General features: G+C 53.3%; 21 protein-coding genes. 10 read left to right on the forward strand and 11 right to left on the reverse strand.

The annotated features are described in order from the left end of the window. Window positions 1–53: 53 nt before the first annotated feature. From argF (KE671_RS01630) to arcA, 3 genes are all read right to left on the reverse strand, one after another. Window positions 54–1,058 (reverse strand): ornithine carbamoyltransferase, encoded by a 1,005-nt coding sequence (argF, locus tag KE671_RS01630; RefSeq protein ID WP_206161437.1) that lies wholly within the window; start codon window positions 1,056–1,058, stop codon window positions 54–56. A gap of 124 nt (window positions 1,059–1,182) precedes the next feature. Beyond that, on the reverse strand, window positions 1,183–2,109 hold the full coding sequence (gene arcC, locus KE671_RS01635; protein WP_206161438.1) for a carbamate kinase: 927 nt from the start codon (window positions 2,107–2,109) through the stop codon (window positions 1,183–1,185). Window positions 2,110–2,119: 10 nt separating this feature from the next. Further along, window positions 2,120–3,340: an arginine deiminase gene (gene arcA / locus KE671_RS01640; protein ID WP_206161439.1), complete on the reverse strand. Its 1,221-nt coding sequence runs from the start codon at window positions 3,338–3,340 to the stop codon at window positions 2,120–2,122. Between the two features lie 677 nt (window positions 3,341–4,017). Between arcA and KE671_RS01645 the strand changes: the two genes are divergently transcribed. From KE671_RS01645 to KE671_RS01655, 3 genes are all read left to right on the forward strand, one after another. Continuing rightward, window positions 4,018–4,470: a YhcH/YjgK/YiaL family protein gene (locus KE671_RS01645; protein ID WP_206161440.1), complete on the forward strand. Its 453-nt coding sequence runs from the start codon at window positions 4,018–4,020 to the stop codon at window positions 4,468–4,470. 471 nt (window positions 4,471–4,941) lie between these two features. Further along, window positions 4,942–6,042, forward strand: coding sequence for a NapC/NirT family cytochrome c (locus KE671_RS01650; RefSeq protein WP_206161441.1), 1,101 nt, complete (start codon window positions 4,942–4,944; stop codon window positions 6,040–6,042). A 27-nt stretch (window positions 6,043–6,069) separates the two neighbouring features. After that, on the forward strand, window positions 6,070–8,517 hold the full coding sequence (locus KE671_RS01655; protein WP_206161442.1) for a molybdopterin guanine dinucleotide-containing S/N-oxide reductase: 2,448 nt from the start codon (window positions 6,070–6,072) through the stop codon (window positions 8,515–8,517). A gap of 95 nt (window positions 8,518–8,612) precedes the next feature. Here KE671_RS01655 and argF (KE671_RS01660) read toward each other — a convergent pair whose 3' ends face one another. After that, entirely contained in the window at window positions 8,613–9,617 is a 1,005-nt protein-coding gene (argF, locus tag KE671_RS01660; RefSeq protein WP_206161443.1) for an ornithine carbamoyltransferase, read from the reverse strand. Beyond that, window positions 9,587–9,682 carry a putative translational regulatory protein ArgL gene (gene argL, locus KE671_RS23005; RefSeq protein ID WP_404979125.1) on the reverse strand — a complete coding sequence of 32 codons (96 nt, stop codon included), beginning with the start codon at window positions 9,680–9,682 and terminating at the stop codon, window positions 9,587–9,589. The genes argF (KE671_RS01660) and argL overlap by 31 nt, the downstream gene beginning before the upstream one ends. Window positions 9,683–9,780: 98 nt before the next feature. Here argL and rraB point away from each other — a divergent pair, with 98 nt between their 5' ends. From rraB to KE671_RS01675, 3 genes are all read left to right on the forward strand, one after another. Continuing rightward, a complete protein-coding gene (gene rraB / locus KE671_RS01665) occupies window positions 9,781–10,206 on the forward strand; it encodes a ribonuclease E inhibitor RraB (RefSeq protein WP_061075385.1) in 426 nt (141 codons plus the stop codon). Between the two features lie 60 nt (window positions 10,207–10,266). Continuing rightward, window positions 10,267–11,031, forward strand: coding sequence for a tRNA isopentenyl-2-thiomethyl-A-37 hydroxylase MiaE (gene miaE, locus KE671_RS01670; protein ID WP_206161444.1), 765 nt, complete (start codon window positions 10,267–10,269; stop codon window positions 11,029–11,031). An 87-nt stretch (window positions 11,032–11,118) separates the two neighbouring features. After that, window positions 11,119–11,949: a topoisomerase II gene (locus KE671_RS01675; protein WP_206161445.1), complete on the forward strand. Its 831-nt coding sequence runs from the start codon at window positions 11,119–11,121 to the stop codon at window positions 11,947–11,949. A gap of 6 nt (window positions 11,950–11,955) precedes the next feature. On the opposite strand, the gene KE671_RS01680 is transcribed toward KE671_RS01675, so the two are convergent. Beyond that, window positions 11,956–12,459, reverse strand: a complete 504-nt coding sequence (locus tag KE671_RS01680) for a GNAT family N-acetyltransferase (protein ID WP_206161446.1) — start codon at window positions 12,457–12,459, stop codon at window positions 11,956–11,958. Between the two features lie 178 nt (window positions 12,460–12,637). On the opposite strand from KE671_RS01680, the gene KE671_RS01685 reads away from it, so the two are divergent. Continuing rightward, window positions 12,638–13,837, forward strand: a complete 1,200-nt coding sequence (locus tag KE671_RS01685; protein ID WP_206161447.1) for a YjgN family protein — start codon at window positions 12,638–12,640, stop codon at window positions 13,835–13,837. Window positions 13,838–13,902: 65 nt separating this feature from the next. Here KE671_RS01685 and KE671_RS01690 read toward each other — a convergent pair whose 3' ends face one another. The 3 genes from KE671_RS01690 to pepA all read right to left on the reverse strand — a co-directional run bounded on the left by KE671_RS01690 (window position 13,903) and on the right by pepA (window position 18,849). Further along, window positions 13,903–16,758: a valine--tRNA ligase gene (locus KE671_RS01690; RefSeq protein ID WP_206161448.1), complete on the reverse strand. Its 2,856-nt coding sequence runs from the start codon at window positions 16,756–16,758 to the stop codon at window positions 13,903–13,905. Beyond that, window positions 16,758–17,201, reverse strand: coding sequence for a DNA polymerase III subunit chi (gene holC, locus KE671_RS01695; protein ID WP_206161449.1), 444 nt, complete (start codon window positions 17,199–17,201; stop codon window positions 16,758–16,760). The genes KE671_RS01690 and holC overlap by 1 nt, the downstream gene beginning before the upstream one ends. A gap of 136 nt (window positions 17,202–17,337) precedes the next feature. Continuing rightward, window positions 17,338–18,849 carry a leucyl aminopeptidase gene (gene pepA / locus KE671_RS01700; RefSeq protein WP_061075379.1) on the reverse strand — a complete coding sequence of 504 codons (1,512 nt, stop codon included), beginning with the start codon at window positions 18,847–18,849 and terminating at the stop codon, window positions 17,338–17,340. Window positions 18,850–19,002: 153 nt separating this feature from the next. Here pepA and ytgA point away from each other — a divergent pair, with 153 nt between their 5' ends. The 3 genes from ytgA to lptG all read left to right on the forward strand — a co-directional run bounded on the left by ytgA (window position 19,003) and on the right by lptG (window position 21,298). After that, entirely contained in the window at window positions 19,003–19,053 is a 51-nt protein-coding gene (ytgA, locus tag KE671_RS22745; protein ID WP_211180521.1) for a protein YtgA, read from the forward strand. Window positions 19,054–19,115: 62 nt separating this feature from the next. Beyond that, window positions 19,116–20,216, forward strand: coding sequence for an LPS export ABC transporter permease LptF (lptF, locus tag KE671_RS01705; RefSeq protein ID WP_206161450.1), 1,101 nt, complete (start codon window positions 19,116–19,118; stop codon window positions 20,214–20,216). Next, on the forward strand, window positions 20,216–21,298 hold the full coding sequence (gene lptG / locus KE671_RS01710; RefSeq protein ID WP_206161451.1) for an LPS export ABC transporter permease LptG: 1,083 nt from the start codon (window positions 20,216–20,218) through the stop codon (window positions 21,296–21,298). The genes lptF and lptG overlap by 1 nt, the downstream gene beginning before the upstream one ends. A 138-nt stretch (window positions 21,299–21,436) precedes the next feature. Here lptG and KE671_RS01715 read toward each other — a convergent pair whose 3' ends face one another. Together KE671_RS01715 and idnR are read right to left on the reverse strand one after the other, a co-directional pair. Continuing rightward, window positions 21,437–22,939 carry a helicase HerA-like C-terminal domain-containing protein gene (locus tag KE671_RS01715; RefSeq protein WP_206161452.1) on the reverse strand — a complete coding sequence of 501 codons (1,503 nt, stop codon included), beginning with the start codon at window positions 22,937–22,939 and terminating at the stop codon, window positions 21,437–21,439. A 78-nt stretch (window positions 22,940–23,017) separates the two neighbouring features. Continuing rightward, window positions 23,018–24,016: a DNA-binding transcriptional regulator IdnR gene (gene idnR, locus KE671_RS01720; RefSeq protein WP_206161453.1), complete on the reverse strand. Its 999-nt coding sequence runs from the start codon at window positions 24,014–24,016 to the stop codon at window positions 23,018–23,020. Between the last annotated feature and the right edge of the window lie 18 nt (window positions 24,017–24,034).

The following is a 24,034-nucleotide window of genomic DNA, read 5'->3' on the forward strand; positions in this document are numbered from 1 at the left end:
GGTCAGGAAGGCACCCGCGCCCGGTGCGTACGGTCCAGTAGCGGCCGTGTGGATTAGTCGCCGAGCGTCGCCACCATCACCGCTTTGATGGTGTGCATGCGGTTTTCCGCTTCGTCGAACACGATGGAGTGTGCGGATTCGAAAACGTCTTCCGTCACTTCCAGCCCTTTCAGGCCGTAGGCGGCTTCTATCTCACGTCCCACTTTGGTGTGTTCGTTATGGAAGGCGGGCAGGCAGTGCATGAACTTCACGTTGGGGTTGCCAGTCGCGTCGATGACCTTCTGGTTGATCTGGTACGGCGTCATCAGGCTGACGCGTTCAGCCCAGGCGTCTTTCGGTTCACCCATTGAGACCCAGACGTCGGTGTACAGAAAATCAACGTCGTAGACGCCTTCTTCCACATCGTCCGTCAACGTGATGCGTGCCCCGGTGGTGCTGGCGATGTCGCGGCACTGCGCAACCAACGCTTCATCTGGCCAGAAGGATTTTGGTGCGACGAGGCGAATGTCCATACCCATCTTCGCGGCGCCGACCATCAGTGAATTGCCCATGTTGTTGCGCGCATCGCCAAGGTAGGCGAAGCTCAGTTCGGGCAGCGTTTTCCCTGGCGCGTGCTCCAGCATGGTCATCAGGTCCGCGAGGATCTGCGTGGGATGGAATTCGTCGGTCAGGCCGTTCCACACCGGTACCCCGGCGTATTGCCCCAGTTCCTCGACGATCTGCTGACCGAACCCGCGGTATTCGATGCCGTCATACATCCGGCCCAGTACACGAGCGGTATCTTTCATCGACTCTTTATGACCGATCTGCGAGCCGCTTGGTCCGAGGTAAGTGACCTGCGCGCCCTGATCGAATGCCCCGACCTCAAAGGCGCAGCGGGTGCGGGTGGAGGTTTTTTCGAATATCAACGCAATGTTTTTCCCGATCAGCGTTTGCTTTTCACGTCCGGCTTTTTTTGCCGCTTTCAGGTCAATGGCGAGATCGATAAGGAACTGGATCTCCGCCGGGCTAAAATCGAGAAGTTTGAGAAAATTGCGATTTTTCAGTGAAATAGCCATCAATGTATCCTTGGTTGATGTAGGCCTGATAAGCGCAGCGCCATCAGGCAATGGCAGGGTTTCGCTGCCGGATGGCGGCGTTGCTTTATCCGGCCTACGAAGTCGTGCCATCAGGTAAAAAGGGTTACGCGACTGCGGTTTCGCGCCGTATCAGGGTGCCTTTATCTCCGGCGAGAATGGCCGGGCCATCGGCCAGCGAACCGATGCCCGCGATACCGTGGCAGCGGCTGACAAAGTCGGCGCAGGCGCTGACTTTTGGTCCCATTGAACCGGCGTCAAACTGCATTTCGCTTAAGCGTTCCGGCGTCACCTGAGTCAGTGGACGCTGGGTAGGTTTGCCCCAGTCGAGGTATACCGCGTCGGCATCGGTCAGGATCAGCAGCGCGTCAGCGCGGATCTGACTGGCGAGCAATGCGGCGGAAAGGTCTTTGTCGATCACCGCTTCGAGGCCGTGGTAACCGTCTGCTTTTTCGACGACCGGCACGCCGCCGCCACCATTACAGATGACCAGGTGATCGCGGGCGATCAGCGCCTGGATGGCATCGCTCTCTACGATGCGTTTCGGCTGTGGTGAAGGCACCACGCGGCGGAACGCTTTGCCGTCCGCTTTGAAGACCCAACCTTTTTCGGCCTGCAACGCGTCGGCCTGGGCGGGGTCATAAACCGGACCGATGTATTTGGTCGGGTTGTGAAAGGCCGGATCGTTAGGATCGACTTCTACCTGCGTGAGCAGGACGCTGATCTCGCGCTGCGGCAGTTGGTTTTTCAGCGCCTGTTGCAGCATGTAGCCGATCATCCCCTGGCTTTCCGCCCCGAGAATGTCCAGCGGGTACGGGGTGACGCGGTCGTAGGCGCTGTTTTGCAATGCCAGCAGGCCCACCTGCGGCCCGTTGCCGTGAACCAGCACCACCCGCCATTGCTGCGTGAGCTGGGCGATCGTTTTCGCCGCCAGAACGATGTTCTTGCGCTGGATGTCGGCTTCCAGCGGTTCACCGCGCTTGAGCAACGCATTACCGCCGAGGGCGACAACCAGAGTCGGTTTGTTTTGCATGGTGGGTTCCTTAAATGCCATCGCGTTCCAGTGGGCAACTCATACAGCGCGCGCCGCCGCGTCCGCGCCCCAGTTCATCACCGGGGATTGGCAGCACGGTGATGCCAGCTTTGTCGTATTTCTCGTTGGTCCAGATGTTGCGCTCGTAGCCCACGACCACGCCGGGGCGCAGCGTGAGGACGTTATTGGCGTCGTTCCACTGCTCACGTTCGGCTTCAAAGGCGTCGCCACCGGTGGTGATTAAGCGCACCTGATCGATACCGAGCGCTTTCTCAATTGCGTTAACCAGCGTGCGTTCTTCGGTACGTTTCAGACCGCCGCGGCCATCCGGCGTCAGGGTCCAGCACTGCACGTCCTGGCGTACCACTTCCGGGTAGACGGAGAAGGTGTCGATATCGATGTGGGTCATAACGGTGTCGAGATGCATACAGGAGCGGTGTTTGGGGAGCTCAACGGCAATCACCCGTTCGGCCTGGCGATGGGCAAACAGCGACTGGGCAAGAAACTCGATTCCTTGCGGCGTCGTGCGTTCGGACATGCCGATCAACACAGCACCGCGCCCGATGACCAGCACATCGCCGCCTTCTAAAGTGGCATGGTCGTAATTGATATTCTCGTCGCCGAAATATTTAATAAAATCGCCGTCGGCAAATTGCGGATGCCAGCGATAGATGGCGCGAAGATTATTGGTCTCGCGCTGGCGAGCCGGTTTGGCCATTGGATTAATAGAAACACCGTTATATATCCAGCATGATGTATCGCGGGTAAATAAATGGTTTGGCAATGGCTTCATAATAAAGTCATTAATATCGTGAGTATCAACCACCATATTTTTAATCGAGGCGGGAATTTCGCCGTAGGTGAGTCCGCCGCTTAAATGACGGGCCAGTTCCCGATGCGACATATCGGCCAGCCAGGCGCGGATGTCAGTGGCGAAAGTAGGGCCAAGTCGGTAATCCGAGATTTGCGTTTCCAGCAGCCAACTTTTGGCATCCGCGATATCCAGAGTTTGTGTCAGTAAATCAGTGAGTAACAGAACTTCGATACCTTGTTCGCGTAACGTGTTGGCGAAAATATCATGCTCTTCACCTGCGCGTTCTACCGACAGTACGTCATCAAACAGGAGCTCCTGGCAGTTAGACGGCGTGAGGCGTTTCAGACTGAGATTAGGGCGATGCAACATCACACTGCGTAGTTGGCCGATTTCAGAACCGACATAATGTTTTTCCATTACGATACCTTCACTCTATTTCAGGAATAAAAAAGGGATGGGCTGCGAATAATAGAAATGCTCGCAGCCATAATTGTTCCGATATTTTTCGAGAGGCATCATTAAATTATTTAGAGGTCGTGAATGTGATGTGTTTCACATCCATTTGGATATTTGTTTTTTCTTAATTAATATATGACGGAGGTCTGAGAAATAACAAAAATAAAAAGTCTCAACCTGAATTACTACGCAGTTATACGTCAGATTATTTTTTAGTGTTAATTATTTGTTGGTGTGGGCAAAGAATAAAAACAATGTAACTATATGATTTTTATGTGATATTAATAATTTAATGCATAAATATGCGTATTGTGATTTGTATTATTTCCCCCATAAAGTAAATTGAGCAATAACTATGGTGATTATCATTGATTAAGCAGTGGAAATGAATTGTGATCGACCAACGGTTTTTCTTATAACTCCTTTTATAACAATATGTTGTTGTGAATTTTGATTTGTAGAATTTACATTTTATGCATTAAAGATGCATAGATCACTGTTTGGTGTTAACAGACATTCAACAACTTCAGCGATAAACATGCGCTGACGCAAAACTTTGCAAGATAGCGATGGCACGACCAGGCTTTTTTTCGTATAACAACTAAAATTGAAACGCTGTTTTGAATGAGGGGTATGAGATGATCGTTGGTAATATTCACCATCTGCAATCCTGGCTTCCTGAAGAACTCCGCCAGGCGATTGAGTACATTAAGGCAAACGTTAGTGAGACGACGGAGAAGGGGAAACATGAGATTGACGGTAGCCGTTTGTTCTACCTGATTTCTGAAGATATGACGGAGCCGTTCGAGAAGCGTCGTGCGGAGTATCATGCCCGCTATCTGGACATTCAGATCGTGCTGAAAGGGCAGGAAGGGATGACCTTCAGCGTACTGCCTGCCGGTAAGCCGGATACCGACTGGCTGGCCGATAAAGACATTGCGTTTTTAGCGGAAGGTGAACAGGAGAAAACGCTGATCCTGAATGAAGGTGACTTTGTCGTCTTTTATCCGCAAGAAGTGCACAAGCCGCTGTGTGCCGTCGGCACACCAGCGCCGGTGCGTAAAGCGGTGGTTAAACTGCTGGTGGCCTAAACAGAAAGGGTTGGAATTGCGTAGTCGCTCCCTGAATCGGAGCGGCTGTCCTTTTCATGATTTCTCCTACATTCGTCCGTAACGCTCCTCGCTCCTGCGCGAGCGCTTAAAAATCGTTAACTACCCCTGCACTCATTAAGAAGATAACCAAACTGGAAAACTCAGTTTATTTCAGCCAGCAAAGCGCACCGTTGTAACATTATTTCTTTATGTATTTAAATATATAACGATGGTAAGTTTCAGTTAATCGTTGTATATTTCATTTCATATCGATACAGCTATAACTTGAGTTACAACATACAGTTAGCGGTATCCTTTTCTATAAACTTTCAAAAAGTCGATCAAAAGCACGTTTAACTCTTTCTGGCTAATACCACTTTTGTGTTACATCAATTCTTGTTGAAAAATCATCCAGCAAAATACCTTACACAAAATTAAATATTAACGTTTGAATTAATTTCAGGGCAAGGTATGAATAAAAAATGGAAGTGGATAGCGGGTCTTGTATTCGTGGGTATTCTACTGGGGGGAATACTCGCGCTGTCATCCATGTGGATGATGCATAAAACGTCAGATACCTCGTTTTGTCTCTCCTGCCACACGATGCAAGCACCCTATGAAGAATACCAGGGCTCTGTGCACTTTATGAACCAGAAAGGTATCCGCGCTGAGTGCCGTGATTGCCACATTCCGCAATCGGGCATGGATTACCTGATCACCAAAGTTAAGGCCAGTAAGGATATCTGGCATGAGTTTGTCACCGGAAAAATTGATACGCCGGAAAAATATGAAGCGCATCGCCTTGAGATGGCGGAGACCGTCTGGGAGCAGATGAAAGCCAACGATTCGGCGACCTGCCGCTCGTGCCACCAGTTTGACGCCATGGACCTGCAAAAGCAGAGCGCCGATGCGCAAAAAATGCATGCGCTGGGCATTAAAGAAAAGCAAACCTGTATTGATTGCCATAAAGGTATCGCGCACTTCCCGCCTGAAATCACGATTGACACCAAAGCGCATGATGCGCTGATGGAAAACGCACGCCAGACGCCGGTTGATGCGAAAGAAGTATACCCCGTCGCGCCTGCCGCACTGGGCAAGCTGGGCACGGTTTATCCGGCCACCAAACTGAACGTGGTGGGGCATTCCGGCGATGCGCGGGAAGTGGAGATTATCGGTAGCCAAATGCAGGGCGCTGAACAGGTGATTTACTTCGCGGCGGGTCAGCGTTTGGTCCTTGCCACACTCACCGACGAAGGTCAAAAAGCGCTCACAATCTCCAGCGACTGGGAAAAGGATCCCTACGGAAACGCGTGGCGCAATGTTTCTCTACGCGCACCTCTGTCTGAACCCGCTCTGAGTAAACCCGACGCGATCTGGAACTACGCCAAATCACTCGACAAAGCGTATTGCTCTGGATGCCATGCGCCGATTTCTTCTGAACATTACACCTTAAATGCCTGGCCTTCCGTAGCAAAAGGGATGGGCGCGAGAACGGATATCAGCGCCGAGGATTTAGACATCCTGACTCGCTGGTTCCAGTATCACGCCAAAGATTTTACCTCTAAGGAATAACTGATAATTACGATTAAAGGAAAACCTATGAACCTTACACGACGTAACTTTATAAAATATGCCGGCGGTTCCGCCGGTGCGATGATAATTACCTCGGCAATTCCAATGCCAGCGTGGGCCGCAGACGCGCCGGGTAACGCTATTCTGACCGCAGGGCGTTGGGGGGCGATGTATATCGAGGTTAAAGACGGCAAAATTGTTTCGTCGCGAGGGGCGCTGGCGAAAACGATCCCCAACGATCTGCAAACTACCGCGCCCGATCAGGCGCATACCCCGTGTCGAATTCAATCTCCAATGGTGCGTAAAGGCTTCCTGAATGCGCCGGGCAAACCGGACGGCAAGCGTGGTAAAGACGAGTTCGTCAAAGTTTCATGGGAAGACGCCCTGAAGCTCATCCACGAGCAGCACGCCCGTATCCGTGCCGAGCATGGCCCATCGTCCATATTTGCGGGTTCTTATGGCTGGCGCTCCAGTGGGGTGCTGCATAAAGCGCAGACGCTGCTTCAGCGCTATATGAGCATGGCAGGCGGCTATACCGGGCATACCGGCGACTACTCCACTGGCGCGGCGCAGGTGATCATGCCGCACGTCGTCGGTTCAGTGGAAGTTTACGAACAGCAGACGGCATGGCCGCTGATCCTTGAACATAGCCAGGTGGTGGTCCTGTGGGGGCTTAACCCGCTAAACACCCTGAAAATTGCCTGGACGAGTACTGATGAGCAAGGCCTCGAGTACTTCAATAAACTGAAGGCCTCCGGCAAAACCGTTATCGCCATCGATCCGCAACGCTCAGAAACTATCGAATTTTTCGGTGATAAAGCACAGTGGATTGCGCCGAATATGGGGACTGACGTGGCGCTGATGTTAGGCATTGCGTCCGCGCTGGTAGAAAAAGGACTGCATGACAAAGCCTTCCTCGATAAATACACCACCGGCTATGGCGAATTCGAAGCGTATCTGACAGGTAAAAATGACAATACGCCTAAAAATCCGGCCTGGGCCGAGAAGATTTGCGGTGTTCCGGCGAAGCAAATGGAAATTCTGGCAGAAATCTTTGCCAAGAATAAAACCATGCTGATGGCGGGCTGGGGCATTCAGCGTCAGCAGTACGGCGAACAGCGCCACTGGATGCTGGTCACCCTGGCGGCGATGCTCGGCCAGATTGGTACCGAGGGCGGCGGTTTCGGCTTCTCTTACCATTACTCAAACGGCGGCAACCCAACCCGTAGCGGCGGTGTGCTGTCGGCGATTTCAGCAACAATCGCAGGTAGCTCTTCAGCTGGCAACGACTGGGCAACTTCCGATGCGGTTGAAGCGTTCCCGGTTGCGCGTATTGTTGAAGCGCTGGAAAACCCCGGCGGCAAATATCAACATAATGGTAAGGAACAAACCTTCCCCGATCTGCGTATGATCTGGTGGGCAGGCGGTGGCAACTTCACTCATCATCAGGACACTAACCGCCTGGTGAAAGCCTGGCAAAAACCCGAACTGGTGGTGATCTCCGAGTGCTACTGGACGGCTGCCGCCAAGCACGCGGATATCGTTCTGCCGATCACCACATCGTTTGAACGTAACGACCTGACCATGACCGGTGACTACAGCAACCAGCATCTGGTGCCGATGAAACAAGCCATTCCACCGCAGTTCGAAGCCCGCAACGATTTTGACGTGTTCGCGGATATGGCGGAGTTGCTGAAGCCTGGCGGTAAAGCGGCTTATACCGAAGGCAAGAGCGAAATGGACTGGCTGCGCGAGTTCTACGACGTGGCGCAGAAAGGCGCGCGCCAGCAACGCGTCAACATGCCGCAGTTCACCGCCTTCTGGGAGGCGAACAAGCTGATCGAAATGCGTAAGAACCCGAAAGAAGAAGCGTTTGTACGCTATGCCGATTTCCGTAAAGACCCGGTGATGAACCCACTGGGTACGCCGAGCGGTAAAATTGAGATTTACTCGAAAACCATCGAAGGCTTCAACTATAAGGATTGCCCGGCGCATCCGACCTGGCTGGAACCCGACGAGTGGGCTGGCAACGCTAAAGAGGGTGAACTGCAACTGCTGACCGCGCACCCGGCGCATCGTTTACACAGTCAGCTTAACTATGCGTCGCTGCGCAAACAGTATGCGGTGGCCAACCGTGAGCCGATCTACATCCATCCGGAAGATGCGAAAAAACGTGGCATTGCTGACGGCGATGTGGTGCGCGTCTGGAACGCGCGCGGCCAGGTGTTGACCGGTGCGAAAGTCACCGACGGCATCAAGCAGGGCGTGGTGTGTATCCATGAAGGCGCATGGCCGGATCTGGATTACGCAGGCACCGGGATCTGTAAAAATGGTGGGGCCAACGTGCTTACCAAAGACATCCCGACCTCGCGTCTGGCGAATGGCTGCGCGGGCAACACTGCGCTGGTGATGGCGGAGAAATACACCGGGCCGGAGCTGGAACTCACCGCGTTTACGCCGCCAATGGGCGCGTAATTCACGGTTGTAATACAGGGCGAAAACGGTAGTTTTCGCCTCAGCCTGCTGATAAACCCCACATTGTTATGTGGGGTTTTTCTTTGCGGGCAATATTATTGTGCCAGCGTTGCCACCATCACCGCTTTAATGGTGTGCATCCGGTTTTCGGCCTGGTCGAACACAATACTGGCCGGGGATTCAAACACCTCATCGGTGACTTCCATTCCGCCGTGCAAACCAAATTCCTCCGCCATTTTCTTACCAAGCGTGGTTTGGTCGTCATGAAACGCGGGCAGGCAGTGCAGGAACTTCACCTGCGGGTTCCCGGTAAGCGCCATCATCTGACTGTTGACCTGGTAGTCACGCAGCAGGGCGATACGCTCCGCCCACATCTCTTTTGGTTCGCCCATCGACACCCAGACGTCGGTATAGATAAAGTCTGCTCCTTTCACGCCTGCTGCAATATCTTCGGTGAGCGTAATGTTGCCGCCGTTTTTCTTCGCCATTGCGCTGCATTCCGCGACCAGCGATGCTTCCGGCCAGCAGGTCTTTGGCGCGACCAGACGCAGATCCAGCCCGGTGAGCGCAGCGGCTTCCAGCATTGAGTTACCCATGTTATTGCGCGCATCGCCAGCGTAAACCAGCGTCATGTCGGTAAACGCTTTACCCGGTAGATGTTCCTGCATCGTCAGCAGGTCAGCCAGTAATTGAGTAGGATGGAACTCGTTGGTTAATCCATTCCATACCGGTACACCGGCATATTCGGCCAGCGTTTCGACCACTTCCTGACCGTAACCGCGATACTGAATGCCGTCATACATCCTGCCCAGTACGCGTGCGGTATCCTTAATTGACTCTTTATGCCCAATCTGGCTCCCGCTGGAACCAAGATAAGTGACGCGAGCCCCCTGGTCATAAGCGGCAACTTCGAAAGAGCATCGTGTACGGGTCGAGTCTTTTTCGAAGATGAGCGCGATGTTTTTGCCAGTAAGCTTTTGTTCTTCTTTACCGTTTTTTTTATCGGCTTTCAGTTTTGCGGCAAGTTGGACGAGTGCGGTGAGTTCATCTGAGGTGAAATCGAGTAACTTTAAAAAATGCTTCTGATAAAAACCTGACATAGTTCCCTCCCATGGCGAATGCCATCTATTGAATTAAAATTCAATTTATATGGATGATTATGCATTTGCAACCCCGTTTCACAAATCTTTTCTGGAAAGGTGGAGGCAATGACGGCGGTATGTGACAATAAGAGTATCGGCAGGACATTATGAGGAACGAGCCATGGCAAACCCGGAACTACTGGAAGAGCAGCGTGAAGAAACGCGCCTGATTATTGAAGAATTACTGGATGATGGTAGCGACCCGGACGCGCTATACACCATCGAACATCACCTTTCCGCAGACGATTTTGAAACCCTGGAAAAAGCCGCGGTTGAAGCGTTTAAACTCGGTTACGAAGTGACTGAGCCGGAAGAGCTGGAAGTGGAGGAAGGCGACACTGTCATTTGCTGCGATATCCTCAGTGAATGTGCGCTGAAAGCTGACCTTATCGACGCGCAGGTTGAACAACTGATGAACCTGGCCGAGAAATATGACGTTGAGTACGACGGCTGGGGCACCTACTTTGAAGATCCGAACGGCGAAGAAGGTGAAGAGGGCGACGACGAAGACTACGTCGACGAAGATGACGACGGCGTGCGTCACTAAGATCCCCGAACGTTAAAAAAGTACGGCAGTGTGCTGCCGTACTCTTTCGACAGGTTACACATGGACTATCCGCAAATTCTCTCCCCGGTACGCCAGTTTCTGCACTGTCCGACCCCGCAGGCATGGATTGACCAGGCGCGCGATCCGCAAAACCTTCCTCTGTTGCTCACCGATCATCTGATATGTGAACTCAAGGCGGCACAAACGGCGATGCTGCTGGTGCGTAAGTACGTGGCGGATAAACCGGGCGCAGATGCGCTGCTCGCCTCGCTACAGCCATATGAAGCCTTTGCCTTTCGGGAGGGGCCAGAACCCGACTTTGTCGCGCTCCATAAACAGATGGGTAAAAGCGTGATGCCGGAAACGGACGATCCGTGGGGCCGCCAGCTTATCGACAGCATGGTGCTGTTGATAAAAGAAGAGTTGCACCACTTCTGGCAGGTGCGCGAAGCGATGCAGGCCAGAAACATTCCTTATGTGAAGATCACCGCCAGTCGCTACGCAAAAGGGATGCTGAAAGCGGTGCGCACGCATGAGCCGCTGACGCTGATTGATAAGCTGATTTGTGGCGCTTACATCGAAGCACGATCCTGCGAACGCTTCGCCGCGCTTGCGCCGTTTCTCGATGACGACCTGCAAAAGTTCTACTTGTCGCTGCTGCGCTCTGAAGCGCGTCACTTCCAGGACTATTTGTCGCTGGCGCAACAGGTGGCTCAGGAAGATATTTCTCCCCGCGTCCGTCATTTTGGTGAAGTGGAGGCCGCGCTGATAGCCTCGCCGGACAACGAATTTCGCTTTCACAGCGGAGTCCCCGTCGCCTCTTAATTTCGGTAGTTCTGCCAGCAGTAAGGTGACATCCCGTCGCGAGCAGGGAAAAATGTGTCCTTTTCAGGGCAAGGAATAGCAATACCGATGAACTGGACACATGTACTTCTCGCAGGCTACGTCGGCGCGGTTATCGCCGCAGTGATTGGGCTGATGCGTAAAAAAGGCTGGGTGGGGAAGGCCTCCGGCGCGGTGCTGATGATTGTAGCGATCGTCGCGTGGAACCTCTTTGACGTGCACTACCTGATCCCGCGAGAAAAAGCGGCGTCCGGTCAGACGGAAGAGCAGCGGTTTGATGCCGCGCTACTGCAGATGCCAACGTTTCAGGTACTGAAGGAACAGGAGCCAGCTTTCTGGATCCATCTCCGCACTCAGGCGCTGCAGCTTAAAAATGAAGGCAAAACCGAACAACAAATTATCGATACCATTCAACCGCAGGTGCTGCAAATTCAGATGTCGCGTTTACAGCAGGCGCCGGACAGTAATGTCATTGACTACATGAAGATCAATCTCGAACAGACTGCGGCGGTGCAGAAAAAAGGCGACGACGCGTGTTTTCGCTTTCTCTTCCCGCAGGTCAAAGGCGGGATTAACCCGACGCGTCTGATCTCGCAGGATATTCTGAAACGGCGTATGGAAGGCGATGCCACGATGATGCGAGCGGCATACGGCCCCAACAGACATACGGTAACAGACGCTGAGAAAAAGCAGGCCATGCAGGATCTGCAAAGCGTCGTACCGGTACTGGTGCAGCGTTATGGGCAGGATGTACAGCTTATGGCTGAGCCGCAGAAGGGGGTCGGGAAAGAAAAGGTCGTCTGCGATCTGGTGCAGGACATGTGGGAAGAGGTGCTGAAATTGCCAGCCGCGCAGGCCGCTGGCGTGATTCGACTTTCGGTATCGCCTGAGATGCAATAGGTCGGATTAAAGGGGTTTGAGCATTCGCACTTCGCAATCGACGTGCCCGGTGCAGCCGAGCGGTTCGCTGATATGCTCAAACCCTAAATGTTCATACAGGCCAATTGCCTCGCGTAAAAAGGCGGTCGTTTCCAGATAGCATTGTTTAAATCCCTGCGCACGGGCGTGCTCCATCGCCATCAGCGCCAGCTTTTTCGCCATGCCTTGCCCACGTGCGGAGGGCAAAAAGTACATTTTTTGCAGCTCGCAAATATCGGGTTCGCTACAGGTTAATGGTGCAATTCCGCCGCCACCCACGACTTCCCCATTACGTTCCACCACCCAATATGCATGTCCAGGCTGAGAGTAGAGCTGATACAACTCATCCAGATTCGGATCGGCAACGGTATAGCCTTTGTCAGCGGTGAGACCATATTCGGCGGAAACCTGACGGATAACCGCAGCGATAACAGGATTATCCTGCGCTGAAAGAGGGCGGAGAGTGAGTGACTGATGCTGTTGATTATTCATGTTTTTCATTTGTTAAAGCTAAATATATATAATTGTAATTGATATCATTCTCTTGGAAAGCATGCAAGCGGTACGTAAAAAAACAAGCGTTCATTCAGCGAAAAGGTTATTCTATCTTCTCTGATAAGGATACTTTTATTATTTATTCGTTTTATTTTTTGAAAGCAAAGGATTTGTTATGGATTTGTTTGGCAACAACGAACGGAAGCCTCGTTGGCAGTTTAACTTTCATGGGCGTGCCGGGGCGTATTTTATTATCTGCCTAACTAATGTCATTCTATGTATCATTACTCTGGGTATTTACACGCCGTGGGCAATGGTGCGTAGTCGTCGTTATATTTATGAAAATATGGAGTTGAACGGCGCACGCTTTGGCTACCATGCGACTGGACTGGCAATATTCTTAAGCTGGTTGTTCCTGGTTTTTGTTATTATCTTGATCTCTTTCTTCGCCGCCGTGCCCGCGCTTGAACTGGTGTTACTGTTGGCATTTTTCATGGTGTTGCCTGTACTTATGGTCAAAAGTATAAAATATAATGCCATGATGACTACGTTAAATAATGTGCGTTTTAACTTTCACTGCTCATTGGGTCGTGCATGGTGGGTGATGATGGGATTACCCATCGTACTTTATATTCTGCTGGCCGTGATGATACTGGGAATAGTGAATATTCCTGGCGGTGATGCTTATAGCATTGAGGCTATTATTACAAAACTGTCTCTGGTGTTTATTATTATTCTCGTGAGTATAGGAATCATCGCCGGTATCCTCTATGCAAAATGGATTTCATTGCTCGGTGAAGGCGGCCAGTTTGGTATTCATCGTTTTTCCATTGCCGTCAGTGTGAAACAGTGCATAAAAGTATGTTTACTGTCGATGCTGATCCTTATTCCTTTTATCGCGGTTATCGCCTGGCTCTTTTCTGACTTTTTCAGCGCGATCATGATGGCCAATATGAGAGGGGGAATGAGTGAGGATGTACAGTTGGCTCTCATCCTTGAGTATCGTGGACAAATCATCGCCTGCTACCTGCTCTATTTCGCTGCCATTCTGCTTTCCACAGGGTATATGTGGATGGGGCTGCGCAACCATTTAATGAATAGCCTGACGCTTGTGAACGGCGCAATTCGTTTTCATTCCGGTATCGTATTTTATGCGCTGGTGGTGCAATGGGTGCTGATTGCCGTGGTGTCGGCCATTACGCTGGGACTGGCTTATCCGTTAATGAAGATGCGCTATTTACGTTTCCTGGCGGCGAATACCTGGGTTGATGGCGATCTGGATACCCTGGAACTGACTGACCATAATGAACAACCCGAGACAGGGCCGATTGCGGTGCTTTCACGCGGTATGATGCCGCAGGTTCCATTTATTTGATACAACAAGCCTGATACAAAAAGGCCGGAGCTTGCTCCGGCCTTTTTACATTACCGCCCCTGCGATTACAGTGCGGCGATGACTGCCTGCTGCTCGATCAGCTTTGCTTTCGCTTCGGCGTAGCCTTCCAGCTTCTCACGCTCTTTGGCGATCACCGCTTCCGGCGCACGCGCGACAAAGCCTTCATTGGCGAGCTTGTTTTCGATACGGCTAATTTCGCCCTCGATTTTCGCCACTTCTTTCGCCAGACGCGCCAGCTCATCTTCTTTATTGATGAGACCCGCCATCGGGATCAGCAGCTCAGCACCGTCGATAATTTTAGTCACGGAAACCGGACCCTTATCATCGGCAGGCAAAACGGTGATGCTTTCCAGACGCGCCAGATTCAGCAGGAAACTGCGGTTATCGTTTACGCGACGCATCGCGTCATCGCTGCAACCACGCAGCAGCAGCTCCAGCGGTTTGCCCGGCGCAATGTTCATTTCAGCGCGGATGTTACGTACGGCAACAATCGCCTGCTTCAGCCATTCGGTGTCAGCGAGTGCGGCTTCATCAACCTGTGCGGCGTTATATTCCGGGAAAGGTTGCAGCATGATGGTGTCAGCGGTAATACCGGCAATGACTTTCACACGCTGCCAGATGGTTTCGGTGATGAACGGGATGATCGGGTGCGCCAGGCGCAGCAGACCTTCCAGCACGGTAACCAGCGTATTGCGGGTGCCGCGCAATTCAGACTCGGAACCTCCGGTCATGACCGGCTTGGTCAGTTCCAGATACCAGTCACAGAACTGGTTCCAGGTGAACTCGTACAGAATGCCCGCGGCGATATCGAAGCGGAAGTTATCCAGCGCTTCACGGTATGCTTTAGTGGTCTGGTTGAATTCCGCGAGGATCCAGCGGTCCGCCAGCGACAGGGTCATTTCGCCGCCGTTGAAGCCGCAATCCTGCTCTTCGGTGTTCATCAGTACAAAGCGGCTGGCGTTCCACAGCTTGTTACAGAAGTTACGGTAACCCTCCAGACGCTTCATATCCCAGTTGATGTCGCGACCGGTAGACGCCAGCGCGGCCAGGGTGAAACGCAGAGCATCGGTGCCGTGCGGCTCGATACCTTCCGGGAACTGTTTTTCGGTGCGTTTGGCAATCTTTTCAGCCAACTGCGGCTGCATCATGTTACCAGTGCGTTTTTCCAGCAGCTCCGGTAACGAAATACCGTCGACCATATCCAGCGGGTCGATCACGTTACCTTTAGATTTGGACATCTTCTGGCCTTCATCGTCGCGGATCAAACCGGTCATATAGACGGTCTTGAACGGGACCTGCGGTTTGCCGTTTTCATCTTTGATGAAGTGCATGGTCATCATGATCATGCGGGCAATCCAGAAGAAGATAATGTCGAAGCCGGAAACCATCACGGAAGTCGGATGGAACTGACGCAGCGCGTCGGTGTTTTCCGGCCAGCCGAGCGTGGAGAAGGTCCACAGCGCGGAGGAGAACCAGGTATCCAGCACGTCGTCGTCCTGACGCAGGGCAACGTCTGCGCTCAGGTTGTTTTCCTGACGTACTTCGTCTTCGTTGCGACCCACATAGACATTACCGTTATTGTCGTACCATGCCGGAATACGGTGACCCCACCACAGTTGACGGGAGATACACCAGTCCTGAATATCGCGCATCCAGGAGAAATACATGTTTTCGTACTGCTTCGGCACGAACTGAATGTCGCCGTTCTCAACGGCTTCGACCGCCGGTTTTGCCAGTACGTCAGCACGGACGTACCACTGGTCGGTCAGCATCGGTTCAATAACCACGCCGCCACGGTCACCGTACGGGACGGTCAGGTCGTGCGGTTTAATCTCTTCCAGCAGGCCCAGCGCGTCGATCGCAGCAACCACCGCTTTACGTGCGGCAAAGCGCTCCAGTTTCTGGAACTGCGCCGGGATTTCGTTGGAGTAGACATCGGACTCATTGCCTTTGGTGTCGTACACTTCCGCCGTTTCGCGGATATCGCCATCAAAGGTGAAGATGTTGATCATAGGCAGGGCATGACGACGACCGACTTCGTAGTCGTTAAAGTCATGCGCCGGGGTGATCTTCACGCAGCCGGTGCCTTTTTCCATGTCGGCATGTTCGTCACCGACGATTGGAATGCGGCGGTTTACCAACGGCAGCACCACGAATTTACCAATCAGATCTTTATAGCGCGGATCTTCCGGGTTGACGGCCACACCGGTATCGCCCAGCAGGGTTTCGGGGCGAGTGGTCGCCACCACCAGGTAATCTTTGCCGTCAGCCGTTTTTGCGCCGTCGGCCAGCGGGTAACGGATGTGCCACATCGACCCTTTAGACTCGCGGTTTTCCACTTCGAGATCGGAAATCGCGGTACGCAGTTTCGGGTCCCAGTTCACCAGGCGTTTGCCACGGTAAATCAGATCTTCTTTATACAGGCGGACAAAGACTTCTTTCACGGCATTGGAAAGACCTTCGTCCATGGTGAAGCGCTCGCGCTCCCAGTCAACGGAATTGCCGAGACGACGCATCTGGCGGGTAATAGTGCCGCCAGATTCCGCTTTCCACTGCCAGATTTTGTCGATGAAGGCATCGCGACCGTAGTCGTGACGGGTTTTACCTTCTTCTGCGGCAATTTTACGCTCAACCACCATCTGGGTTGCGATACCTGCGTGGTCGGTACCGACCTGCCACAGGGTATTTTTCCCCTGCATGCGCTGGTAGCGAATCAGGGTATCCATGATGGTTTGCTGGAAAGCATGACCCATATGCAAACTGCCGGTGACGTTCGGCGGCGGGATCATGATGCAGAAGGACTCTTTGCTTTCATCGCCGTTAGGCTTGAAATAGCCCTGCTTTTCCCAGTGCTCGTAAAGCGGCTGTTCGATATCTTGGGGGTTGTATGTCTTTTCCATTATTTCCAGGTTGCCGTATTCAGGTTAAAACCAGCCACGCGGTAGGCTTTGTAGCGTGCGCGTGCCGATTGTTTCAGAGAATCTTCGTAAGGGACGAAGTCTATCACTTCTGTGAAAGCGGTGGCAAAATCTGCAAAGCCAACGCGTAGGCTAATCAGCAGATCGCGTGGGCTGCTGTTGCGTTTTTCCGGCCAGGCAATTTCCACCGGCGCTCCTCCGCGCGGCCCTTCACCAGCCAGATTGTGCGGGACGAATCGGTCCGCCGGTCTGGCCCACAGCGCTTCATCCAGGCGAATCGCCTGTTTTTCATCTTCGCAGGCAATCAACACGCGTTTGCCACTGCGCCAACGTTCTGCGGCAATCTCACACGCCAGTTGTTCGACGGCGCTGAGGCCATCGTGTTGCGTGTCGTTGTCCAGAAGGTAGAACGTTGCATTCTTCATATATGGGGCTTCTTGTGGTGGATTTAAACGCGTTGCCATGTTGCACACCGTAGGCCTGATAAGGCGCATTAGCGCCGCCATCAGGCATTTTGCCGGATGGCGCTGCGCTTATCCGGCCTACGGGGCAATCTCAAACTTACTCTTCGCCGTTAAAACCGGCACGATTGAGCAGGAACTGCGACAGCAGCGCCACCGGACGACCGGTTGCGCCTTTGGCTTTCCCGGAACGCCATGCGGTACCAGCGATATCGAGGTGTGCCCAGTTGTACTTGCGGGTAAAGCGCGACAGGAAGCAACCTGCGGTAATCGCACCGCCTGGACGGCCGCCGATATTCGCCATATCCGCGAAATTGGACTCCAGTTGTTCCTGATACTCATCACCTAACGGCAGGCGCCACGCGCGATCTCCCGCCTGTTCGGACGCGCCGATAAGCTCATGCGCCAGCGGGTTATGGTTCGACATCAGACCGGTAATGTGGTGACCCAGCGCAATCACGCAGGCGCCCGTCAGGGTTGCCACGTCAATGACCGCTTCCGGCTCGAAACGCTCAACGTAGGTTAATACGTCGCAGAGTACCAGGCGGCCTTCGGCATCGGTGTTAAGCACTTCAACGGTTTGACCGGACATCGTGGTCAGCACGTCGCCAGGACGATAGGCGCGACCACCTGGCATGTTTTCACAGCCTGCCAGCACGCCGATGACGTTGATTGGCAACTGAAGCTCCGCCACCATACGCATGACACCATAAACCGCCGCCGCACCGCACATGTCGTACTTCATCTCGTCCATGCCTTCAGCAGGCTTGATGGAGATTCCGCCGGAGTCAAAGGTAAGTCCTTTACCGACCAGTACAATCGGACGTACGTCTTCGGACGGACTGCCTTTGTACTCAATCACCGACATCAGCGATTCGTTCTGCGAACCGTGACCGACGGCGAGGTAAGAGTGCATTCCCAGCTCTTTCATCTGCTGTTCGCCGATGACGCGGGTGACCACATTCTTGCTGTAGCTGTCAGCCAACTGACGCGCCTGAGAGGCCAGGTAGGCGGCGTTACAGATGTTCGGCGGCATGTTGCCGAGATCTTTTGCGGCTTTAATACCCGCAGCAATAGCCAGACCGTGCTGGATCGCACGCTCGCCGCTGGTCAGTTCACGACGGGTTGGCACGTTGAAGACCATTTTACGCAGTGGGCGACGCGGCTCGCTTTTGGTGGTCTTCAGTTGATCGAAACTGTACAGCGTCTCTTTGGCCGTTTCGACAGCCTGACGCACTTTCCAGTAATTGTTGCGGCCTTTGACGTGCAGTTCGGTCAGGAAGCAGACGGCTTCCATTGAGCCAGTATCATTCAGCGTGTTGATTGTTTTCTGAATCACCTGCTTATACTGACGTTCATCCAGCTCGCGCTCTTTGCCACAACCGATGAGGAGGATCCGCTCGGACAGCACGTTGGGAACATGGTGTAACAACAAGGTCTGACCCGGTTTGCCTTCCAGTTCGCCACGGCGCAGCAGGGCACTAATGTACCCGTCGCTGATTTTATCGAGCTGTTCTGCAACCGGAGAAAGGCGGCGTGGTTCAAAGACGCCCACGACGATGCAGGCACTCCGCTGTTTCTCCGGGCTACCGCTTTTTACACTAAACTCCATGCACTACGCTCCTGAATCTTAAAGACAACGGCGGCGCCTGCGGTTAGAATTGCAAGCTTTCGTAACTCATATCCGCAGTTGCGGTGACTTCGTGTTAATCTTAACGTTATTACGGCATTGGCACATCAGAACGCGTTCTGAGTGGCGAATCCGCTGAGTATAATAATTTTAGCGACGATTTCGACGACTCAAGAGAATAAATGACGTTTAAGCCATGAAACAAGCTAAATTCCTGCAAAAGACGAGTTTTTACGGGCGTATTTAAAGTGATAATCATAAGATATCTGGTGCGGGAGACGCTCAAAAGCCAGCTTGCCATCCTCTTCATTCTGCTTTTGATCTTCTTTTGTCAAAAGTTAGTGAGGATCCTCGGCGCAGCGGTTGACGGTGACATTCCGGCAAATCTGGTGCTCTCGCTGCTGGGTCTCGGCGTCCCTGAAATGGCGCAACTCATCCTGCCGCTCAGCCTGTTCCTCGGACTGCTGATGACGCTGGGCAAACTGTATACCGAGAGTGAAATTACGGTGATGCACGCCTGCGGCCTGAGTAAGGCCGTGCTGGTGAAAGCGGCCATGATCCTGGCGCTGTTTACCGGTATCATTGCTGCCGTGAACGTCATGTGGGCAGGACCGTGGTCGTCAAAACATCAGGATGAAGTGCTGGCCGAAGCGAAAGCCAACCCAGGTATGGCCGCACTGGCGCAGGGGCAGTTCCAACAGGCCACCAACGGCGACTCGGTACTGTTTATTGAAAGCGTTGACGGTAGCGACTTTAAAGATGTCTTCCTCGCACAGATTCGCCCGAAAGGGAACGCCCGTCCTTCCGTGGTAGTCGCCGATTCCGGACATCTGTCGCAACTGCGCGACGGTTCGCAGGTGGTCACGCTGAGTAAAGGTACCCGCTTTGAAGGCACCGCGCTGCTGCGCGATTTCCGCATCACTGACTTCCAGGACTATCAGGCGATTATTGGTCACCAGGCGGTGGCGCTGGATCCGAACGATACCGACCAGATGGACATGCGCACGCTGTGGTCCACCGATACCGATCGCGCCCGTGCGGAATTGCACTGGCGTATCACACTGGTTTTTACCGTATTTATGATGGCGCTGATGGTCGTACCGCTGAGCGTGGTCAACCCGCGTCAGGGGCGCGTGCTGTCGATGCTGCCTGCGATGCTGCTGTATCTGATGTTCTTCCTGATCCAGACCTCCCTGAAATCCAACGGCGGGAAAGGGAAACTGGATCCGGTTCTCTGGATGTGGGTCGTCAACCTGCTGTACCTGGCGCTGGCGGTGGGGCTGAACCTGTGGGATACAGTGCCGGTGCGCCGTCTGCGCGCCCGTTTTTCGCGTAAAGGAGCGGTGTGATGCAGCCATTTGGTGTCCTTGACCGCTATATCGGTAAAACCATTTTCACCACCATCATGATGACGTTATTCATGCTGGTGTCGCTTTCCGGCATTATCAAGTTCGTCGACCAGCTGAAAAAAGCCGGGCAGGGGAGCTACGACGCGTTGGGCGCGGGGATGTACACCCTGCTCAGCGTGCCAAAAGATGTGCAGATTTTCTTCCCGATGGCGGCGCTGCTTGGTGCGCTGTTGGGACTTGGGATGCTGGCGCAGCGCAGCGAACTGGTCGTGATGCAGGCGTCGGGGTTTACCCGCATGCAGGTGGCGTTCTCGGTAATGAAAACTGCGATCCCGCTGGTGCTGCTGACCATGGCCATCGGCGAGTGGGTTGCGCCGCAGGGCGAGCAGATGGCACGTAACTATCGTGCGCAGGCGATGTATGGCGGTTCGTTGCTTTCCACCCAGCAAGGGCTGTGGGCGAAAGACGGCAATAACTTTGTTTACATCGAACGGGTGAAAGGCGAGGAAGAGTTAGGCGGCATCAGCATTTACGCCTTCAACGATCAGCGTCGTCTGCAATCCGTTCGCTATGCCGCGTCTGCAAAGTTTGACAAAGATCAGAAGGTCTGGCGGTTGTCGCAGGTGGATGAGTCGAATCTGACCGATCCGAAACAGATCACCGGTTCGCAAATGGTGGGCAGTACCTGGAAAACCAATCTCACGCCGGACAAACTGGGCGTGGTGGCGCTGGACCCGGATGCACTCTCTATCAGCGGTCTGCATAACTACGTGAAGTACCTGAAGTCGAGCGGCCAGGAGGCCGGACGCTACCAGCTCAATATGTGGAGCAAAGTCTTCCAACCGCTCTCTGTTGCGGTGATGATGCTGATGGCGCTGTCGTTCATCTTTGGTCCGCTGCGTAGCGTACCAATGGGCGTGCGGGTGGTGACGGGGATAAGCTTTGGTTTTGTCTTCTATGTACTGGACCAGATCTTTGGCCCGCTGACGCTGGTGTACGGCATTCCGCCGATTATTGGTGCGCTGCTTCCGAGTGCCTCGTTCTTCCTGATCAGCCTCTGGCTGATGATGCGTAAGTCATAATCTCCGGCACGTTCTGGCGCAGTGCCTGATGGCGCTGCGCTTATCGGGCCTACTCGCGAATTATGATGCGTAAGTTGTCATCTCTTGTTGGCCGGATAAGGCGGTTACGCCGCCATCCGGCAAACTGCGGCATAATGCCTAGCGTCTTCTTCCACCCATCAGGCTGCCTAATACCCCGCGGATGATTTGATTGGTCACCTGACGGGCGGCGCTTTTCGCCATTGTCTGCACCACACCATCTTTTTTACCGCCGCGTGGTCCGGTAGTGCCGAACAGAATATCTTTCAGACCGCCAAGAATACCGTCGTCAACGGCCACTTCTTTACCTTTCGCGGGGGGATTACTCTGTTGTTCAGTTGCCACTTGTATGCCTTTTTGCAGCATTTCAAACGCGGACTCACGGTCCAGATCGTCTTCGTATTTACCGTAAACCGGAGAGTGGTTAATCAGCCCGTTGCGCTCATCATCCGTCACCGGCCCCATCCGTGAGCACGGTGCAATAACCATCGCCCGCTCGACGACCGATGGACTGCCTTTGGCATCAAGGAATGAAACCAGCGCTTCGCCGGTGCCCAGTTCCTGAATCGCTTTCTCCGTATCAAACGCCGGATTGGCGCGCATGGTCTGTGCGGCGGTTTTCACCGCTTTCTGATCTTTCGGCGTGAAGGCGCGCAGGGCGTGCTGCACGCGATTGCCCAACTGACCGAGTACGTTATCCGGAATATCCGCCGGGTTTTGCGAAACAAACCAGACGCCGACGCCTTTCGAACGGATCAGGCGGATCACCTGCTCGATTTTATCCAGCAGCACCTGCGGGGCGTCGTTGAACAACAGATGTGCTTCGTCGAAGAAGAAGACCAGCTTTGGTTTTTCCAGATCGCCGGCTTCCGGTAGCTGCTCGTAAAGCTCGGAGAGCATCCACAATAGACTGGCAGCGTAGAGTTTTGGCATCTGGTAGAGCTTCTCGGCGTTGAGAATATTGATGATCCCTTTGCCAGTGGCATCGGTCCGCATCCAGTCTTTGATGTCGAGCATCGGCTCGCCAAAGAAGTGCGTTGCGCCTTGCTGTTCAAGCGTCAGCAGTCCGCGCTGGATAGCGCCGACCGAGGCGCTGCTGATGTTGCCATACTGATTCTGGAAGGATTTGGCGTTATCGCCGATGTATTGCGTGATAGCTCGCAGATCTTTGAAATCCAGCAGCAGCAGACCCTGGTCATCGGCAATACGGAAGATAATGTTCAGTACGCCGGACTGTACTTCGTTAAGATTCAGCAGACGCGCCAGCAATAGTGGCCCGAGGTCAGAGACCGTGGCGCGAACCGGATGTCCTTTTTCGCCGAAGATATCCCACAGCACCACCGGGTTGCTGTGCGGTTGCCAGTCGGTAATACCGATATTTTTCAACCTGGCGAGCAGCTTCTCGGAAGCTTGTCCCTCAGCGGCGACCCCCGTTAAATCCCCTTTCACATCGGCCATAAATACCGGTACGCCGATTTCTGACAGCGATTCCGCCAGCTTTTGCAGCGTGACGGTTTTCCCGGTCCCGGTCGCCCCGGTAATCAGCCCGTGGCGGTTCGCCATACCGGGGAGTAAAAACAGTTCTGTGTCCGGCGTGCGGGCAATCAGCAAGGGTGCGCTCATGAGAATTCCTCCATTTATCCTGCGTCGAGTATAGGCAATGTCGATGAAAGAGAATATGCGTGGAGGAGAGAAAATCACTTATAGCGTATTGCCGTGGTAAATCTGGTATCCTAAATCGATCGTATTGTGATTGTGGTCGTTGTTTTTGATTTTACTCAGCAACATCTGCGCTGCCATGCGGCCGATGTCAAAGCGGGGTGTGATAACGCTGGCAAGGCTCGGGATCATCTGTCGCCCCATCTCCAGGCCGTGGAAACCAGCAATGGAGACGTGTTCAGGTACGGACAGTTCACGTTCCCGGCAGAACAGCAGCGCACCCATCGCAATATCATCATTGGTGCAAAACACACCGTCTAAATCCGGGTGGGCAACTAGCGCGTCGCGCATCAGCTGCATGCCCAGACGAATCGACGAGATCGCCTTCGGGTTAACGCGCAGAGGCGTCAGGTTTCGCTGTGTCATCGCGTCGCAATAGCCGCGAAAACGTTGTTCATCTCGGATATCGTCTTTCGAACCGAGATAGAGAATTTTACGCCGCTGGCGTTTATCCAGCATGGTGCTGACCATATCAAATGCCGCCTGACGGTTATCAAACCCGACTTCCATATCCAGACGATCGCCCTGAATATCCATCAGTTCGATGATGGGAATGGCAGCTGAGCGCAGGAATTTCACCGTACGCAAAGTGTGATACTTCTCGGAAAGAATGATGCCGTCGATATTGTAGGAGAGCAAATTGATCACCGACTCTTCTTCTGATTCACGATCGTAGTTGTAGTTGGCAATCAGCGTCTGGTAGTTGTGGTCGGATGTTACCGATTCGATGCCGGCAAGAATGTCGGCGAAGAGTTGGTTCTGAAAGGACGGAATGAGCACACCAAGCGTGTAACTTTGCGCGTTAAGCAGCATGGCAGGCGCACGGTTCGGGATATAGTTAATCTCTTCCATGATCTGTGCGATACGCTCGCCAGTTTCCTTTGCGACTTTTTTCGGCGAGCGGATATAGCGACTCACCGTCATTTTGGTCACGCCCGCCAGCGTGGCAATGTCCTGCAAAGAAATTCTGTGGTTCCTCATCTTCTCTCCGGTACCGGG

It is taken from the genome of Citrobacter amalonaticus (genome assembly GCF_018252635.1).
In the GTDB taxonomy this organism is placed as follows: Bacteria; Pseudomonadota; Gammaproteobacteria; order Enterobacterales; family Enterobacteriaceae; genus Citrobacter_A; species Citrobacter_A amalonaticus_E.